Here is a 17,862-nt window from a genome sequence, read left to right as displayed (position 1 = left end):
TTCTGGTCTGTAGTTTGCTCTAAAAGAGCGATCGGGTTTCTGGTCGCAAGATTTTGTTGTGTGATTTCACCTCCTGAAAGTCTGTTGAATTCAAAGAATCCACCAAACGGAAGGGTTTCATCATAAATAGGCTGAGTAGGATCGAAAGCTACTGCAGATCCAATGGCACCACCGTTCGAAAACTTGTTCTTATCCAAAGAGTTCTTCGAAGTAAGAGTCAGTTTCAACGAATTGTCAAAAAGGTCCTGGTTCAAAGAGATATTAAAAGCATTACGTTCGTAATAATCCTTTCTGATAACTCCGGTTTCAGCAGTATGGTTAAAGTTCAAACGATAGTAGAAATTCCCGATACCCTGAGTAGCTGTAAAGTTATGTATAGCTCCAACTGAAGTTTCGTAGATCTCATCCTGCCAGTCTGTATTTGCATTTCCTAATAAAGAAGGATCTGTACCTTCAGTATTGTTGATCAGGTTTCTAAATTCATCGGCATTTAAAACGTCTACTTTATCTATAACATTCCCAATGGAAGTTTTTAGATCATACGTAAACTGAAATGGAGAATCCTTTTTACCTTTTTTCGTGGTAATAAGAATTACCCCGTTGGAGGCTCTGGAACCGTAAATAGAAGTTGCTGCAGCATCTTTTAATATAGTGAAATCTTCGATCTCATTTGGGTTTATAGAGTTAAGCGCGTTTCTTGAACCTGCAACTCCACGTTGATCTAATGGTACACCATCAACTACGATCAAAGGATCGTTAGAAGCCGATAGTGATGAACCACCACGAATTCTAATTGTTCCTCCCTGTCCTGGAGCTCCACCACCCGGGGTGATCTGTACTCCGGCAGATTTACCAGCGATCAGCTGTTCCGGGGCAACTACGGCACCCTGGTTAAAGGTTTCCGAAGAAATCTTCTCAACGGCTCCGGTCGCATCCTGCTCTGAGGTTGCTCCATAACCAATAAGAACGACTTCGTCCAGCGTAGCTGAGTCCTCATCAAGAGTAATGTCTATAGTAGACTGACCTTCGAAAGGAACCTGTTGTGTTACGAATCCTATAAAGGAGAAAACAAGTATATCTTCATTAGATACATTAGATATGGTATAATTACCATCAAAGTCGGTCGTTGTACCATTACTGGTACCTTGAACGATTACGTTCACACCTGGAACCGGAAGGCCTGTGGCAGTCTCTGTCACATTTCCGCTAACGGTGTTTTGTGCAAAAAAGCTCATTGGTAGCATGAACAGCAAAAACAATGTGCTTTTAATTAAAGTCCTCATAAATTTTTTATTGATTTTTGATAAAAATTAACCTTATACTTTTACTTCCTGAGGTTAAATGTATGTAAATTCAAATCCAATATTTGGCGAAAACTAACTATTACTGGAACGAAAACGTTTTCGTGTTGAAAACTTTTTCTTCTTAAGAGATTCACAATCAAATATTGCTAATTTTGCGAGATCGAAAATATATTCCGCCTAATTCACGATTATCCGAAAAGAATGAAACCGAAACTTACCCTTAAGAAAATTGCAAAAGAGCTTGATGTATCTATCTCCACCGTTTCAAAAGCACTTCGAGACAGCTCAGAGATTGGTGAAGAAACACGTGCCAAGATCAAGGCTTTTGCAAAACACTATAATTATAAGCCTAATAACATTGCTTTAAGTCTTAAGAATCGGAAAACCAAGACAATAGGGATCATTATTCCCGAAATTGTACATCATTTCTTTACAACAGTTATTAGTGGAGTGGAAAAAGTGGCCAACGAAATGGGATATAACGTTTTGGTGTGCCTTTCAGATAATTCATTTGACAAAGAGGTTCTGAATATGGAAATGCTGGCGAATGGAAGTACCGATGGATTTATTCTGTCACTTGCCAAGGAAACCATGCAAAAAGGGGATTATCACCACCTTGCGGAAGTGATCAACCAGGGAATGCCTTGTGTACTTTTTGATCGTGTTGCTGAGGATATTTCCTGCGATAAAGTGATCATTGATGATGTTACCGGAGGGAAAAAAGCTGTTCAATACCTTATAGATATAGGCTGCAGGAAGATCGCTTTAATTTCTACCGTGGATTATGTAAGTGTGGGTAAACTGCGTACGCATGGTTATAAGCAGGCTTTAGCTGAAAATGGTATAAATATAAATGAAGATCTTATTCTGAAGATCGAGGAAATGGAGGACAGTGAAAAGGAAATTGAAGCATTTCTGAAGGAACGCGATGTGGATGGAGTTTTCGCTGTAAATGAACATTTTGCCATTTCTGCTGTAAAATCCATACACGATCAGGGGAAAAAGGTTCCGGATGATGTCTCTGTAATTGGTTTTACAGATGGTGAATTGTCAAAAAGATTTATTCCGAGTTTGACGACGGTGAGTCAGCATGGGATGAGAATGGGAGAGGAGTCTGCACGTCTTTTAATTGAAAAGCTTGAGCGCACACCTTCCGAAGATGATTACTACAAAACTATCATTGTAGAGACCGGCCTGGTGGTTAGAGATTCAACAAAATCGAGGAAATAGCTATTGCGTTTTAAAAAAACTTTATATTTGCCGTAGTTGAAATTTTATCAGAACTTATATTTTTACTTCCTATCTTTTATAAGTTTTGATAAGTCTTAGTGCTTATCGTAGAACAATCAAAATCACGATATGCAAAAACCCCGTTTAAAGTTTTGGGACATCTGGAACATGAGTTTCGGATTTCTGGGTATACAATTTGGTTTCGCGCTTCAAGGCTCGACCATGTCCCGTATATTCGAAACATTAGGTGCTGAAAAGGACAACATTCCATTATTATGGATCGCTGCTCCATTGGCAGGCCTTATCGTGCAACCAATAATTGGTTATTTAAGCGATAATACCTGGCATAAGAGTTTAGGTAGAAGAAGACCATTTTTCCTCCTTGGAGCCATACTTAGTTCCATCGCTCTTTTGCTAATGCCATACTCTTCTGCAGTATGGATGGCTGCAGGCTTGTTACTTGTGCTGGATGCCTCCATTAATATATCTATGGAACCATTCCGCGCCCTTGTAGCAGATAAGTTACCAGATTCTCAAAGAAGTTATGGATTCGTTATTCAGACATTAATTATAGGAATTGGAACCTGGGTGGCCAGTAACCTCCCTAAATTCATGAATAACGTGCTTAATATTAGTAACGAGGCCGCTCCAGGAGTAGTTCCAGAGTCGGTTCGAGTTGCTTTTATCGTTGGAGCTGTTGTATTCATTGGATCTATTCTGGTGACCATTTTTACTACCAAAGAGTATTCGCCAGAACAAATGCAAAAATTCGAGGATGGCGATGAACCTGAGAAAGATCAGGGTATGATCAAGACCATCCTGGGAACCTACGCTTTGATGCCTAAGATCATGAAAAAACTGGGTGTAGTTCAGTTTTTCTCGTGGTTTGCTTTTTTTGCGATGTGGACTTTAGCAAACCCAGCACTTACCAGTCATATTTATAATGCACCTAAGCCTCAGATCGAAGAATTCGCCCAGTTGGATAGTGAAGGAGAACTTCAGTACGACACAGACAGGGTGATCTTATTTCAGGATGACCAGGCGAGGCTGGAATATTCAGAACAGGATAAGAGCTACAATGAAGCCAGTGATGATGTAGGATCCAAAATGGGGATCTACGGTCTATCTTCCATGGCCTTTGCTTTGCTATTAACTTTCTATACTTCAAGATTTGCGATCAATCGTAAACTCGTACATATGGGAAGTTTGATTCTAGGAGGAGCTGGGTTTTTATTAATGTATTTTATTCCGGGTGAGCCAGAAATGCTGTATGTATGCTTTGTACTCATTGGTTTTGCCTGGGGAAGTATACTTTCCATGCCTTATGCAATGCTGTCAAGTTCGGTAGCATCATCAAAAATGGGCTTAATGATGGGTGTTTTCAATATGTTTATTGTGATTCCACAAATTATCGCAGCACTTGGAGGTGTTGTATTTCTACAAAAACTTATTGGAGAAGAATCGATCCATGCAATGACCGTGGCAGGTGTATTCCTGTTATTCGCGGCATTTTCAAACTTATTAATTACAGATAGAAAAGCTATTAAATATGACCCAGCATAGAACGAATACAAAAGCTGCCGTAATTTTCGATCTCGACGGAGTGATCGTTGATACAGCAAAATTTCATTTTCAAGCCTGGAAAAAACTGGCTAATGATCTTGGTTTTGACTTCACTAAGGAACAAAACGAGCAATTAAAGGGAGTGAGCAGAGTGGAATCTTTAAAAAAGATCCTACGCTGGGGAAATATGGAACTTTCTGAAGAAGAATTCAACAGACAGATGGCATTGAAAAATGAGAATTATCTGGGCTATGTTGAAAAAATGGATGAATCTGAAATCCTTCCGGGCGTTAGAAAAATCCTAGACTATTTAAAGCAGAATAATATTCCATTCGCTTTAGGTTCTGCTAGCAAGAATGCACGCCGAATTTTAAAGCAGATCAATTTGTATGATGATTTTGACGCGATCGTGGATGGAACCGATGTTTCAAAAGCGAAGCCAGATCCGGAAGTTTTCCTGATCGCCGCAGTTAAGCTTGGTGTACAAGCGCATAACTGTGTGGTATTTGAAGATGCTCTTGCAGGAGTCCAGGCGGCCAATGCAGGAAATATGACGAGTATCGGTATTGGCTCTGCCAGTGTTCTAGGCGCAGCAGATCATGTTTTTAATGACTTTACCGAGATCGAACTAGAATTTATTGAAAATTTATTGAGAAACGAGAAGTAATGAATCAGGATTATATAAAGCCGGACGAGTGGTCCATCATTGAAGAAGAATTTGACTCAGGTAGAGTGAAATCCTCAGAAAGCCTTTTCAGTATTGGAAATGGAGCTATGGGACAGCGTGCAAATTTTGAAGAACAGTATTCCGGACCAAGTTTCCAGGGAAGTTACATTGGAGGGGTTTATTACCCCGATAAAACCAAAGTAGGCTGGTGGAAAAATGGTTATCCCGAGTATTTTGCGAAAGTTTTGAATGCTCCGAACTGGATTGGTATCAACGTTTTCGTAAACGAAGAACCACTGGATCTGTTCAATTGTAAATTGGTTAAAAACTTTCGCCGTGAGTTGAATATGAAAGAGGGTACTCTTTCAAGAAGTTTTGAAGCCGAGCTTCCAAATGGAATTGTAGTGGAAGTAAAAGCTTTGCGTTTTGTTTCTATTGTTGAAGACGAGCTTGGAGCGATAAAATTTGAAGTAACTCCGTTAAATCAGGATGCCGAGATCAGGTTCGATCCCTATCTTGATGGAAGTATTACTAATACAGATGCAAACTGGGAAGAACGATTCTGGGAAACTCTGGAAGTAAAGGAAGACTCTGAGCGCGGCTATATTGTGAGTAAAACTTTGAAAACCGGTTTCCATGTTGGAACCTTTATGCAGTCTGAAATTTTACTGAATAACGAAAAAGTTTCTACTGAAGCAACTTCTTCAATTGGAGAAGATCGTATTTCTTTTGCTTATAAAGTAAAGACCGCGAAACAGGAAACGGCTGCTATTATAAAATATGCCGGTTATGTTTCAGATATGAACCATAAGAAGGAGCAACTGATTCAGGCGGCAGGCAAAGTTCTTGACTCGGCTACTTCAAAGGGGTTTGAATCTTTAAAGAAGGATCAGAAAGAAGCCTGGGCTTCGATCTGGGAAATGGCAGATATTACAATTTCCGGCGATGTAAAAGCTCAGCAGGGAATTCGATTTAATATTTTCCAGCTCAATCAAACTTATTTAGGAGAAGACGATCGACTAAATATTGGTCCGAAAGGTTTTACCGGTGAAAAGTATGGAGGTAGCACCTACTGGGATACAGAAGCCTATTGTATTCCTTTTTATATGGCGACCAAAGATCAGAAAGTAGCACGTAAGCTACTTACGTATCGTTATAATCACCTTCAGAAAGCCAAGGAGAATGCCGAGAAATTAGGCTTTTCGAATGGAGCCGCGCTTTACCCGATGGTTACTATGAACGGCGAGGAATCACATAACGAGTGGGAAATCACTTTTGAAGAAATTCATAGGAATGGTTCTATGATCTTTGCGATCTATAATTATGTGCGTTACACCGGCGACTTCAGTTATATCCCTGAAAAAGGACTGGAAGTAATGATCGCCGTAGCCAGGTTCTGGCATCAAAGATCAAACTTCAGCAAGGATAAGAATAAGTATGTGATCCTTGGGGTGACCGGTCCTAATGAATACGAGAATAACGTGAATAATAACTGGTACACGAACTACCTTGCTAAATGGTGTATTGAATATTGTCTTGAAACAATCAATAAAGTTAAAGATGGTCACCAGGAAGATTACGCGAGAGTGATGGGTTTAACAGATCTTAATGAAGGCGAATTAGCCAAATGGAGAGAAGTTGCTGAAAAAATGTACTTCCCGTATTCTGAAGAACATGGCGTGTATCTGCAACAGGATGGTTTTCTGGATAAAGAGATCATCCCGGTAAAAGATCTGGAGATAAAGCATAGACCAATTAACCAGAAATGGAGCTGGGATAGGATTCTTCGTTCCTGTTATATCAAACAGGCAGATGTGCTGCAGGGATTCTATTTCTTTGAAGATCATTTCAGCAAAGAGCAACTAGAAAAGCATTTCGATTATTATGAGCCGCTAACGGTTCATGAATCTTCATTGTCTCCGTGTGTACACAGCATTCAGGCTGCGGTTCTGGGAAGAATGGAACAGGCTTATGAGTTTTATGTGAGAACTTCAAGATTGGATCTTGATGATTACAACAAAGAAGTAGAGGAAGGATGCCATATTACCAGTATGGCTGGAACCTGGATGAGTATTGTAGAAGGTTTTGGAGGTATGCGTGTGGAAAATGACCAGTTGTCATTCAAACCACAGATTCCTGAAAACTGGAATGCCTATTCTTTCAAAGTGAATTTTAGAGACCGCATTGTCAAGGTTTCAGTTTCTTCCAAGGGGACCGAGTTTTTTCTTGAAGGATCGGAATCCCTGGATATCCAGGTAAATAATAAGGAGCTTACATTAGTCCCTAACGAACAAATTACAGCTTAGTAATATTGGCTCTCTTTTCAGGAAGGGAGCCTTTTTTTATTGAAAACATATGAGAAAAATTTTATTGCTTTGTGGTCTGCTTATCGGGCTACAGGCTTTTGCTCAAATCGAGCGCGTGGAACCACCAAACTGGTGGACAGGTTTTGAACAGGACAGTTTGCAGTTAATGCTCTACGGACGCAATGTTGGTGCTGCGGAAGTATCTTCAAATTACCAGGGAGTTCAAGTGCTGGGAACAGAAAAAGCAGATAGTCCGAATTATTTATTTGTAAATCTTGTAATTACTCAAGCTGCCAAGCCCGGTAGCATGAAGCTGAATTTTAAGTTTGAAGATGGTTCTTCTCAAATAATTGATTACGAATTAAAAGAACGTGAACAGGCGGCTGAAGATTTCGTAGGATTCGACAACACTGATGCAATCTATCTGATCACGCCAGACCGTTTTGCTAATGGTGATTATAGTAATGATGTGGACGAAAGTCTTAACGAGAAAACAATTGATCTCGAGGATGATTACGCCCGTCATGGCGGCGATATTCGGGGAATCATAGATCATCTTGATTATATCGATGACATGGGATTTACCGCTATCTGGTCTTCTCCATTGTTGATCAATGACATGAAGTCCGGCTCTTACCATGGTTATGCGATGACCGACTTCTATAAGGTAGATCCGCGTTTTGGAACTCTGGAAGAATATAAAGAACTTGCACAAAAGGCAGACGAAAGAGGTATCAAATTGATCATGGATATGGTCGCGAACCATACGGGCGTTGAGCATTGGTGGATGGATGATCTTCCATTTAATGACTGGATCAACTACCAGGAAAAGTTTGAAAATGATGAAGAGTTGATTTACTCTAATCACCGTAGAACTGCTAACCAGGATCTATATGCTTCCGAAGCAGATAAAAAGGTGATGAGCAATGGTTGGTTTGTGGAAACCATGCCAGATTTGAACCAAAAGAACCCGTATCTGGCTAAATATATTATTCAGAACAACATTTGGTGGGTGGAAACTTTGAAGCTGGGAGGAATTCGGCAAGATACCTATCCGTATCCAGATATGGAATTTATGAGCGAATGGGCCGGAGCGATCATGAAGGAATACCCGAACTTCAATATTGTTGGAGAAGAATGGTCCAATAACCCACTGCTTATTCGTTACTGGCAGGATGGTATTGAAAATGGATATGATTCTAATCTGAAATCTACTATGGATTTTGCCATGCAAAGCAATATCGTAAAAGGATTGAATGAGGAATCTGGCTGGGACACAGGATTACAACGTTTATACGATGGGTTGGCGAACGATTTTGCCTATGCTTCACCTGATAATATTATGATCTTCCCGGATAATCATGATATGAGCAGGATTTATACTCAGCTTAATGAAGATTTGGAAAATACGAAAATGGCGCTTAGTTACATTCTTAGCCTTCCGCGTATCGCCCAGATTTACTACGGAACTGAGATTCTTATGAATGATACTGCAAAACCAGGGGATCATGGTCTTATTAGAACCGATTTTCCCGGTGGCTGGAAAGATAGCGACAGGAATGCGTTTACCGGCGAAGGACTTTCCCAAGAAGAGAAAGAAATGCAGAAATTTCTAAAAAATTTACTGAATTACAGAAAGTCCAGTAAAGCCATCCAGGAAGGAAATCTGGTGCATTTTACACCACAAAATAAAATCTACCTGCTCTCAAGAACTTCTGGAGATGAGACGATCGTGCTAATCCTCAATAAAAATGAAGAATCTGTGGATCTTAATCTTTCCAGGTTTGCTGAACTTGAACTTGAAGGAATGCAGTTTCAAAACCTTATGACCAACGAAAAAATGACCTGGGATAAAAGCCTGGAACTTACATCACGTGGGGCATATTTTTTCACTACAAAAATGAATAATTCAAACTAATACACATGAAGAAAATAACCATTATACTGGCTCTCATGATTCTCTTTGTTTCCTGTAAAAATGAAAAAAATCAGCCAAAGAATGCAGAGAATGAAACCGCAAAAGATTCACTGGCACCAGTGAATGACGATATGCTGGAGTCGGCTATTATTTATGAAGCGAATATCAGGCAATATTCCCCAGAAGGTACTTTTGATGCCTTCACGAAAGACATTCCGCAGCTTAAGGAACTTGGAGTAAAAGTGATCTGGTTAATGCCAATGTATCCTATTTCCATGAAGAAAAGGAAAGCGACCGGAAATAAATCCATTGAGGATATTGAAGATCCGGAAGAGCGTAAAAAGTATCTGGGAAGCTATTATGCAATTTCAGATTACAAGGCGGTAAATCCAGATTTTGGGACCATGGAAGATTTTGATGAACTGGTTCGAACTGCTCATGATAATGATATGTATGTTATTCTTGACTGGGTGGCGAATCACACCGGCTGGGATCATGCATGGATCGAGGAGCATCCTGAATATTATACTAAAAATGATAAGGGTGAGATCACAGATCCTATCAATGATGCAACTGGAGAACCATGGGGTTGGACAGATGTTGCCGATCTAAATTTTGACAACGAAGGTTTAAGAGAAGCGATGAAAAAAGACATGATTTTCTGGATCGAGGAACACGATATTGATGGGTACCGTGCAGATGCTGCACACTCGGTTCCTACAGATTTCTGGGAAGATATTGCTGCTGAATTGCGTGAAATTAAACCGGTTTTTATGCTGGCTGAAGCAGAAAGTCCTAAAGAATTATTCCACAATGCTTTTGAAATGGGATATAACTGGGAAGGACACCATATCATGAATAGCATTGCGCAGGGAGATAAAACTGCCAAAGACTGGGATGATTATATGGAAAAAGTGGATTCTACATTTCAGGAAGATGATTACCTGATGAATTTTGTAACAAATCACGATGAGAATTCATGGGCTGGAACCGTAGAAGAAAGAATGGGAGATGCTTCGGAAGCGATGCTGGCCATGATCTATACTTTACCGGGAATGCCTTTGATTTATAGCGGACAGGAATACGACATGAATAAAAGACTGGAGTTCTTTGTAAAAGATACTATTCCGAAGAAAAAAGGCAAAGTATATCCAATACTTGAAAAACTTGGCGAATTAAAAACTTCCAGTGTGGCATTGCATGGAGGGAAGTCGGCTGCCTCTTATAATGATGTTGCAACATCTGCAAATGAAAAGGTGCTGGCGTTCAAAAGAGAGAAGAATGGAGAAACTCTTTATTATATAGCAAATATGACTGCCGAACCTGTAGAATTTTCAGCAGAAATAGAAGGTGATTTTATCGATTATATGAACGATTCTGAAATGAAACTGACCAAAGATCAACAGATGAGTTTTAAAGGCTGGGAATACCGAATTTTGATAAATAAGTAATTAAACTGCCAATAAATTGAAAAAAGCCACATTATTGTGGCTTTTTTTATTAGTTATTAACCGAAAACGTTTTAGTTTTTTCCGAAATTAGGTAATTGGTTTGAAAGAAGTTAGCTTTGAGGGTAATGGTCGAAAAAATTAGAAACATCGCTGTTCTAACTTCCGGAGGAGATGCTCCGGGAATGAATGCTGCTATAAGAGCAGTTGTTCGTGCCTGTTCATATCATGATCTTGAATGTACAGGAATATTTCGTGGATATCAAGGTCTTATCGAAGCAGATTTTGAACCACTTGATGCACGTTCAGTTAGAAATATAATCAATAGAGGAGGAACTTTTTTGAAGTCTACCCGTTCCAAAGAATTTCAGACTAAAGAAGGTCGTCAAAAAGCCTACGATAATCTTAAAGCAAACAATGTAGATGCACTTATCGTAATTGGTGGAGATGGTACTTTTACTGGAGGACAACTATTCAGTAAAGAATTTGGTTTTCCGGTAGTAGGAATTCCTGCGACCATCGATAATGATATTAATGGAACCGACTTTACCCTGGGTTACGATACTGCTTTAAATACAGTCGTTGAGGCGATCGATAAGATTCGTGATACGGCAAGTTCCCATAACAGGTTGTTCTTAGTGGAAGTGATGGGACGTGATGCTGGTGATATTGCTTTAAATAGTGGTATTGGTGCTGGTGCTGAAGAAATTTTGATCCCTGAGGAAAATCTTGGAGTAGAAAGACTACTGGATTCACTAAGAAAGAGTAAAAAGACTGGTAAAACTTCCAGTATCATCGTGGTTGCAGAAGGAGATAAGAGCGGGAAGAATATTTTCGAACTCGCCTCATTTATAGAAGAGAATCTCGATGAATACGAAGTTAGAGTTTCTGTTTTAGGTCATATACAGCGTGGAGGTTCTCCAAGTTGTTTTGATCGTGTTCTGGCTAGTAAGCTAGGAGTTGGAGCAGTAGAAGCCTTGATGAACGGAGAAACTGAGATCATGGTAGGAATTCACCACCAGAAAGTCGTATATGTAGATTTACTAACGGCTATTAAAGGTGAAGCAAAAATAGATAAAGAATTACGGAGGGTGGCAGACATCACTTCGGTATAATTAAAAACCAAAGAAAATGAGTACTAAAATTGGAATTAATGGATTTGGTCGTATTGGAAGAATTGCTTTCAGAATTGCGGCGCAAAGCGAAAAAGTAGAAGTTGTAGCTATCAACGATCTTCTTGATGTAGATCATTTGGCATATTTACTGAAGTATGATTCGGTTCACGGAAAATACGCAGGTTCTGTTGAAGTAAAAGACGGAAGTCTTATCGTTGACGGAAACAAAATTAGAGTTACTTCAGAAAAAAATCCAGCAGACCTTAAATGGGGTGATGCAGGAGTCGATGTAGTAATGGATTGTACTGGAATCTTTACAGATCTTGACAACGCACAGGCCCACCTTGATGCTGGTGCTAGAAAGGTTGTAATTTCAGCTCCTTCTAAAACCGCTCCAATGTTCGTAATGGGAGTTAATCACCAGGATGTAAAGGCAGATCAGAATATTGTTTCCAATGCTTCCTGTACTACTAACTGTCTTGCACCGCTTGCAAAAGTGATTGATGATGAGTTTGGTCTTGTAGAAGGACTAATGACGACTGTTCACGCAACCACATCTACTCAATTTACGGTTGATTCTCCATCTAAGAAAAACTTCAGACTAGGAAGAAGCGCAATGGCGAATATCATCCCAAGTTCAACTGGAGCTGCAGTAGCGGTAACTAAAGTAATTCCTTCTCTAAAAGGAAAACTTACCGGGATGGCATTTAGAGTTCCAACTACCGATGTTTCTGTAGTGGATCTTACTGTTAAAACTGAAAAGTCTACTAGTTACGAAGAGATTAAAGCTGCTTTTAAAAAGGCTGCTGAAGGAGATTACAAAGGTGTAATTTCTTATACTGAAGAAGAAGTAGTAAGCCAGGATTACGTTTCAGATCCACATACCTGTAATTTTGATGCAGGTGCTGGTATCGAACTTAATGACAAGTTCTTCAAACTAATTGCATGGTACGATAACGAGTATGGATATTCTTCCAAGCTTGTAGATCTTGCAGCTCACGTAGCTTCACTATAATTTATTCTGAATAAAACTAAATAGCAGTTCGGTGTTACAGCTGAACTGCTTTCTTTTCAATTTAATCCATCTCAGAACATGATATTGATTGCCGATGGCGGGTCCACAAAATGTGACTGGATCTTACTGAACAATGAAGGTGAGCAGATTTTCAAAACCAGAAGTAAAGGTTTGAATCCTGCTGTTTTTAAGGAAGCTGTTCTTGAAGAACGTCTTGCTGAAAATCCTGAACTTGCAGAAGTAAGAGATACGATCGAAAAAGTACATTTTTATGGTGCCGGTTGCGGTACACCAACTCCCACTGAACTTCTTAGAAGTATTATCGCGAACTATTTCACAAATGCAGATGAAGTAAAAGTGATGGAAGATACGGTAGCAGCTGTTTATGCTGCGACTACCGAGCCTGGTATCGTATGTATTCTTGGTACCGGATCCAACAGCTGTTATTTTGATGGTGAAAATATCACTCAGGCAGTTGCATCTCTCGGTTATATTCTAATGGATGAAGCCAGTGGTAATTACTTCGGAAAAAGACTGATCCGCGATTATTACTACAAAAGAATGCCTCCTGAGATTGCTGAAAAATTTGAGCAAAAGTTCGATCTCAATTCAGATACGATTAAGATGAACCTTTATCGTAAGGACAACCCTAATACATATCTGGCACATTTCGCAGAATTTATTTTTACGAATGAGCGTAATGGCTACTTCTATAAGTTGCTACACGAAGGCCTTTCAGATTTTGTTCATTCAAGAGTGATGAGCTACCCACAGGTGACTTCTGTTCCTGTTCATTTTATAGGTTCTATCGCATACTTCAGTCAGGATATTATTAAGGCAGTTCTGCAACCTTACGGGATCGAAGTTGGAAATATCGTAAGAAGACCTATTGATGCATTAATTGAATATTACCGTCAAAATGTGATCGGTAAATAATACAACTCATTTTCAAAAATTAAAAAGACTCGCAGATAGCGGGTCTTTTTTTTTATGAAAAATTTGGCGATACAACCCATTGGAGATGTATGACTTATAAGTTTAAAATGTACATTTAGCGGCGTTTAACGACCCTACATTTTAAGTGATTTTATGCTTGTAAAAGTTTATGGAAGTGCTGTTTTTGGTGTGGATGCCACCACTATCACTATCGAGGTCAATATTGCCTCAGGTATTGGATACCATCTCGTTGGCTTACCAGATAATGCAGTCAAGGAGTCCAGCTACCGCATTACTGCTGCCCTTCAGAATAACGGTTACAAACTACCAGGGAAAAAGATCATCGTAAACATGGCACCTGCCGATCTAAGAAAGGAAGGTTCAGCTTATGATCTTAGTTTTGCCATGGGCATTCTGGCCGCATCTGAGCAAATAAAAGCGATCAATATCTCAGAGTATATCATAATGGGCGAATTATCTCTGGACGGCAGCCTTCAACCCATCAAAGGAGCACTCCCAATAGCAATACAGGCTAAAAAAGAAGGTTTTAAGGGTTTCATTCTGCCTGAGCAAAATGCCAGAGAAGCAGCGATCGTTTCAGGTCTGGATGTATTCGGAATAAGTAACATCAAGGAAGTTATCGATTTTTTTCATTCAGGTAAGCAATTGGAGCCTACGATCATCAATACCAGGGAAACTTTTTTCCAGGATCTTGACAATCTTGAGCATGATTTTGCCGATGTGAAAGGCCAGGAATCTATCAAGAGATGTATGGAGATTGCTGCTGCGGGAGGCCATAATATTATACTTATAGGTCCACCGGGTGCGGGAAAAACGATGCTTGCCAAAAGGTTGCCTAGCATCCTGCCGCCAATGACTTTGCAGGAAGCGCTGGAAACCACCAAAATACATAGTGTGGCTGGGCGAATCAAAGATAATGTCGGTCTACTGGCTCAACGTCCATTCAGGAGCCCGCATCATACAATTTCAGATGTAGCTTTAGTTGGTGGGGGTGGATATCCACAACCGGGTGAGATTTCGCTATCTCATAATGGTGTCCTGTTTCTGGATGAGCTTCCCGAATTTAAGAGAAGTGTCCTGGAAGTTATGCGCCAACCTCTGGAAGATCGCGAAGTTACCATCTCCAGAGCTCGGTTTACCGTTACCTATCCTTCCAGTTTTATGCTTGTCGCCAGTATGAACCCAAGCCCAGGCGGTTATTTCAATGATCCAGATGCGCCTGTATCTTCATCTGCTTATGAAATGCAACGATACCTGGGCAAAATTAGCGGACCGTTACTCGATAGAATCGATATTCATATAGAAGTGACTCCGGTTCCATTTGATAAACTTAGTGAAGAAAGAAAAGGTGAATCCAGTAAATCTATTCGGGAGAGAGTAAATAAGGCAAGAAGCATCCAATCTGAAAGATTTCAGGATCTTGAAAATGTACATTATAATGCCCAGATTGGTCCAAGGCAGATAAGAGAGCATTGCCAATTGGATGATGCGTCGAAGACTTTATTGAAAACGGCAATGGAAAAACTAAATCTCTCTGCCCGGGCTTATGATCGTATTTTAAAAGTTTCCAGAACGATTGCAGATCTGGCTGGTAGTATTCAAATACAGGGAGAGCATATAAGTGAAGCAATACAATATAGAAGTCTGGACAGGGAAGGATGGCTGGGTTAATATCTTGAGTTTTAATTAACGAAACCTTTGCCTGTTTTTTATATTTTTGGATTAAACCTACTAAATCAATCTGTAAATTTCGAAATTCACCGAAAGAGACGCAATTACAACCAATGAAACAACTTCTTTTAGCCTCCGTATGTTTGCTTATTTTATCCTGTAAAGGAAATTCAGAAGATCCTGTTGAAAATTCTGGAGATACTGACAGTTTAATAACTGAGAGTATCCTGCCAGATGCACTCAAAACCACCGATAAAGTAACATTAAATCTTACTGAAGCCAATAATCTTGCGGAATTACCATTAAGTTGTTTAAATACAGAATACCCTAATAAATTGGGGCAAACTCTCGAAAATGCAGAGGCGATGGACGAACCCAAAGCTTTACATCCAGCCTTTTATGGGTGTTTTGACTGGCATTCGTCCGTTCACGCACACTGGTCATTGGTGAGTTTGTTGAAGCAATTCCCGGATCTAGAGAAGAATGAAGAGATTCGTGAAAAATTGAAAACCTCTCTCTCTTCAGAAAATATTGAAGGAGAGGTTGCATACTTCAATCGTAAAGAAAGTACAGCATATGAACGTACTTATGGCTGGGCATGGTTGCTGAAGTTGTCACAGGAGCTTAAGTCCTGGGAAGATCCTCTTGGAAAGGAACTTGCCGCAAATCTTCAACCACTTACAGATTTAATAACGACGCGATTCATTGAATTCCTTCCGAAGTTAAATTACCCGGTAAGAGTAGGAGAGCATACCAATACTGCATTCGGGCTTACTTTTGCATATGATTATGCAGAAGCAACCGAAAACCAGGAATTAATGGAAGTGGTCAAGAAAAGTGCACAGAGTTTCTTCCTGAATGACGACAACTGCCCGGTAAGCTGGGAACCAGGAGGATACGACTTTATTTCTCCCTGCCTGGCAGAAGTGGATATCATGAGAAGAGTTCTTCCAAAGAGTGCTTTCAACCTTTGGATCGAAGATTTTATGCCCGAATTGAAAAACGAAGATTTTGAGATGGAAGTTGGTGAAGTTTCAGATAGGACTGATGGTAAACTAGTTCATCTCGATGGTCTTAACTTCAGCAGAGCGTGGATTTTTTCTGGTCTTGCTAATCAATATCCTGAAAAATTCGGTCATTTACGAGCTCTCGCTAATGAGCATGTGGCCTATTCTTTTCCAAATGTATCCGGTGACGCTTATGAAGGTGGTCATTGGCTGGGTACGTTTGCGATTTATGCTTTACAGGAATCTGGAAAGCAACCCGAAAAATGAAAAACTTCTTCAGAAATCTAGGTCCTGGAATCCTTGTTTCTGCTGCATTTATTGGTCCTGGAACCGTTACCGTATGTAGTCTTGCAGGTGTGGAATTTGGTTATAGTCTGCTATGGGCTCTACTGGTTTCAATAATTGCCTGTATCGTATTGCAGGAAATGTCTGCCAGGCTTGGTTTGGTAACGGGCAAAGGTCTAAGTGATTCCATACGACAATCCATAACCTCTCCGGTACTCCGCTTAGTAGCGCTAATTCTAATTTTTTCTGCAATTGTAATGGGAAATGCAGCTTACGAAGCTGGGAATATATCTGGGGCGGTCATGGGTGTGCAAAGTATCATGCCTATTGAGGAAATATCAATTTCTGGAAATGTCATCAATCTTTGGAGTTTTATAATTGGAGGTTCCGCATTTCTACTGCTTTACCTCGGAAGTTATAAGCAGCTGGAGAAAGTATTTATAGGATTGGTAGTTTTAATGAGCCTGGCATTCATTATCACAGCTTTTCTTACGCAGCCATCCTGGTCTGGAATTCTTCGAGGCTTTGTGCCGACTTCCATAAGTGATGAAGTTATAACAATCATCGCATTGGTGGGAACTACCGTAGTGCCTTACAATCTTTTTTTGCATGCATCTTTGGTTGGTGAGAAATGGACTGGCGTTAATCATCTTAAAACTGTACAGAGTGAACTAGTATTTTCGATTATTCTGGGTGGCCTGGTTTCCATGGCAATCCTAATATGCGCAGCTTCATCCGGATTGAGCTCCATTGATGATGTAGCTGGTCTGGCAGTAGGACTGGAGCCATTGTTTGGAAATATGGCCACTACATTTCTTACAATCGGATTACTGGCAGCCGGAATCACCTCGTCCATAACAGCTCCTTTGGCGGCGGCATATGTTGTGAAGGGTTGTCTTGGATGGAAGGGCGGAATGGCCAATTGGAGGTTTAAAGCAGTTTGGATGAGCATAATTATCCTTGGTGTATTGTTTAGTTCCTTGGGGATAAAACCGGTCGAGATCATTCAGTTTGCGCAGGTGGCAAATGGAATTGTGCTTCCTGTCATTGCGATATTTCTCTTATGGATCCTCAATCAGGAATCAATTTTGGGGAAATTCAGAAATTCAGCCTTTCAAAACATAATTGGTATCTTGGTAATTGCCCTGGCAATATTCCTCGGGGCGAAATCAATTTACATAGTAATACAGAGTCTATGACAAAAGAAACCATCCATATAAATTGTGATCTTGGAGAAGGTGGAGAGTTTGACGAAAAGTTAATGCCACATATTTCTGCTTGCAATATTGCCTGTGGAGGGCATGCTGGGAACCTCGAAACGATGCATAGAACTGTAAGGCTGGCTCTTGAAAATAACGTAGAAATTGGAGCTCATC

The 17,862-nt window shown here is 40.1% G+C and carries 14 protein-coding genes; 13 read left to right on the top strand and 1 reads right to left on the bottom strand.

Annotated features, from left to right (window positions below):
* Positions 1-1,283, bottom strand: a 1,283-nt coding sequence (locus QZ620_RS09430; RefSeq protein ID WP_295181040.1) for a carboxypeptidase-like regulatory domain-containing protein, incomplete at its 3' end; no start/stop codon positions are given.
* A gap of 222 nt (positions 1,284-1,505) precedes the next feature.
* Here QZ620_RS09430 and QZ620_RS09425 point away from each other — a divergent pair.
* The 13 genes from QZ620_RS09425 to QZ620_RS09365 all read left to right on the top strand — a co-directional run.
* Positions 1,506-2,534, top strand: coding sequence for a LacI family DNA-binding transcriptional regulator (locus QZ620_RS09425; protein ID WP_295181038.1), 1,029 nt, complete (start codon positions 1,506-1,508; stop codon positions 2,532-2,534).
* Positions 2,535-2,663: 129 nt separating this feature from the next.
* Positions 2,664-4,097 carry an MFS transporter gene (locus QZ620_RS09420; RefSeq protein WP_295181036.1) on the top strand — a complete coding sequence of 478 codons (1,434 nt, stop codon included), beginning with the start codon at positions 2,664-2,666 and terminating at the stop codon, positions 4,095-4,097.
* On the top strand, positions 4,084-4,764 hold the full coding sequence (gene pgmB, locus QZ620_RS09415; RefSeq protein WP_295181034.1) for a beta-phosphoglucomutase: 681 nt from the start codon (positions 4,084-4,086) through the stop codon (positions 4,762-4,764). Before QZ620_RS09420 ends, pgmB begins: the two co-directional genes overlap by 14 nt.
* Positions 4,764-7,070 (top strand): glycoside hydrolase family 65 protein, encoded by a 2,307-nt coding sequence (locus tag QZ620_RS09410; RefSeq protein WP_295181032.1) that lies wholly within the window; start codon positions 4,764-4,766, stop codon positions 7,068-7,070. Before pgmB ends, QZ620_RS09410 begins: the two co-directional genes overlap by 1 nt.
* A 49-nt stretch (positions 7,071-7,119) precedes the next feature.
* The gene (locus tag QZ620_RS09405; RefSeq protein WP_295181030.1) at positions 7,120-8,988 is read left to right on the top strand and encodes a glycoside hydrolase family 13 protein; all 1,869 of its coding nucleotides are present in this window, start codon (positions 7,120-7,122) and stop codon (positions 8,986-8,988) included.
* A gap of 5 nt (positions 8,989-8,993) precedes the next feature.
* Positions 8,994-10,439: an alpha-amylase family glycosyl hydrolase gene (locus tag QZ620_RS09400; protein WP_295181028.1), complete on the top strand. Its 1,446-nt coding sequence runs from the start codon at positions 8,994-8,996 to the stop codon at positions 10,437-10,439.
* Positions 10,440-10,564: 125 nt separating this feature from the next.
* Positions 10,565-11,551, top strand: coding sequence for a 6-phosphofructokinase (gene pfkA, locus QZ620_RS09395; RefSeq protein WP_295181026.1), 987 nt, complete (start codon positions 10,565-10,567; stop codon positions 11,549-11,551).
* A gap of 16 nt (positions 11,552-11,567) precedes the next feature.
* Positions 11,568-12,566, top strand: a complete 999-nt coding sequence (gene gap, locus QZ620_RS09390) for a type I glyceraldehyde-3-phosphate dehydrogenase (protein ID WP_141877294.1) — start codon at positions 11,568-11,570, stop codon at positions 12,564-12,566.
* A gap of 78 nt (positions 12,567-12,644) precedes the next feature.
* Positions 12,645-13,502: a BadF/BadG/BcrA/BcrD ATPase family protein gene (locus tag QZ620_RS09385; protein ID WP_141877295.1), complete on the top strand. Its 858-nt coding sequence runs from the start codon at positions 12,645-12,647 to the stop codon at positions 13,500-13,502.
* Between the two features lie 153 nt (positions 13,503-13,655).
* A complete protein-coding gene (locus QZ620_RS09380; RefSeq protein WP_295181024.1) occupies positions 13,656-15,194 on the top strand; it encodes a YifB family Mg chelatase-like AAA ATPase in 1,539 nt (512 codons plus the stop codon).
* A gap of 113 nt (positions 15,195-15,307) precedes the next feature.
* Positions 15,308-16,468, top strand: a complete 1,161-nt coding sequence (locus QZ620_RS09375; RefSeq protein WP_295181022.1) for a DUF2891 domain-containing protein — start codon at positions 15,308-15,310, stop codon at positions 16,466-16,468.
* The gene (locus QZ620_RS09370) at positions 16,465-17,685 is read left to right on the top strand and encodes an Nramp family divalent metal transporter (RefSeq protein ID WP_295181020.1); all 1,221 of its coding nucleotides are present in this window, start codon (positions 16,465-16,467) and stop codon (positions 17,683-17,685) included. Before QZ620_RS09375 ends, QZ620_RS09370 begins: the two co-directional genes overlap by 4 nt.
* A partial coding sequence (locus QZ620_RS09365) for a LamB/YcsF family protein (protein WP_295181019.1) occupies positions 17,682-17,862 on the top strand: 181 nt, incomplete at its 3' end. The genes QZ620_RS09370 and QZ620_RS09365, both read left to right, overlap by 4 nt.

It is taken from the genome of uncultured Christiangramia sp., assembly GCF_913046405.1.
Lineage (GTDB): Bacteria > Bacteroidota > Bacteroidia > Flavobacteriales > Flavobacteriaceae > Christiangramia > Christiangramia marina.
Note: the sequence above shows the minus strand (reverse complement) of the source record. Positions and strands in the feature narration are given on the sequence as shown.

Coding starts and splice junctions, on each gene's coding strand:
- QZ620_RS09425 (WP_295181038.1), top strand. CDS start 1,506: ATGAAACCGAAACTTACCCTTAAGAAAATTGCAAAAGAGCTTGATGTA.
- QZ620_RS09420 (WP_295181036.1), top strand. CDS start 2,664: ATGCAAAAACCCCGTTTAAAGTTTTGGGACATCTGGAACATGAGTTTC.
- pgmB (WP_295181034.1), top strand. CDS start 4,084: ATGACCCAGCATAGAACGAATACAAAAGCTGCCGTAATTTTCGATCTC.
- QZ620_RS09410 (WP_295181032.1), top strand. CDS start 4,764: ATGAATCAGGATTATATAAAGCCGGACGAGTGGTCCATCATTGAAGAA.
- QZ620_RS09405 (WP_295181030.1), top strand. CDS start 7,120: ATGAGAAAAATTTTATTGCTTTGTGGTCTGCTTATCGGGCTACAGGCT.
- QZ620_RS09400 (WP_295181028.1), top strand. CDS start 8,994: ATGAAGAAAATAACCATTATACTGGCTCTCATGATTCTCTTTGTTTCC.
- pfkA (WP_295181026.1), top strand. CDS start 10,565: ATGGTCGAAAAAATTAGAAACATCGCTGTTCTAACTTCCGGAGGAGAT.
- gap (WP_141877294.1), top strand. CDS start 11,568: ATGAGTACTAAAATTGGAATTAATGGATTTGGTCGTATTGGAAGAATT.
- QZ620_RS09385 (WP_141877295.1), top strand. CDS start 12,645: ATGATATTGATTGCCGATGGCGGGTCCACAAAATGTGACTGGATCTTA.
- QZ620_RS09380 (WP_295181024.1), top strand. CDS start 13,656: ATGCTTGTAAAAGTTTATGGAAGTGCTGTTTTTGGTGTGGATGCCACC.
- QZ620_RS09375 (WP_295181022.1), top strand. CDS start 15,308: ATGAAACAACTTCTTTTAGCCTCCGTATGTTTGCTTATTTTATCCTGT.
- QZ620_RS09370 (WP_295181020.1), top strand. CDS start 16,465: ATGAAAAACTTCTTCAGAAATCTAGGTCCTGGAATCCTTGTTTCTGCT.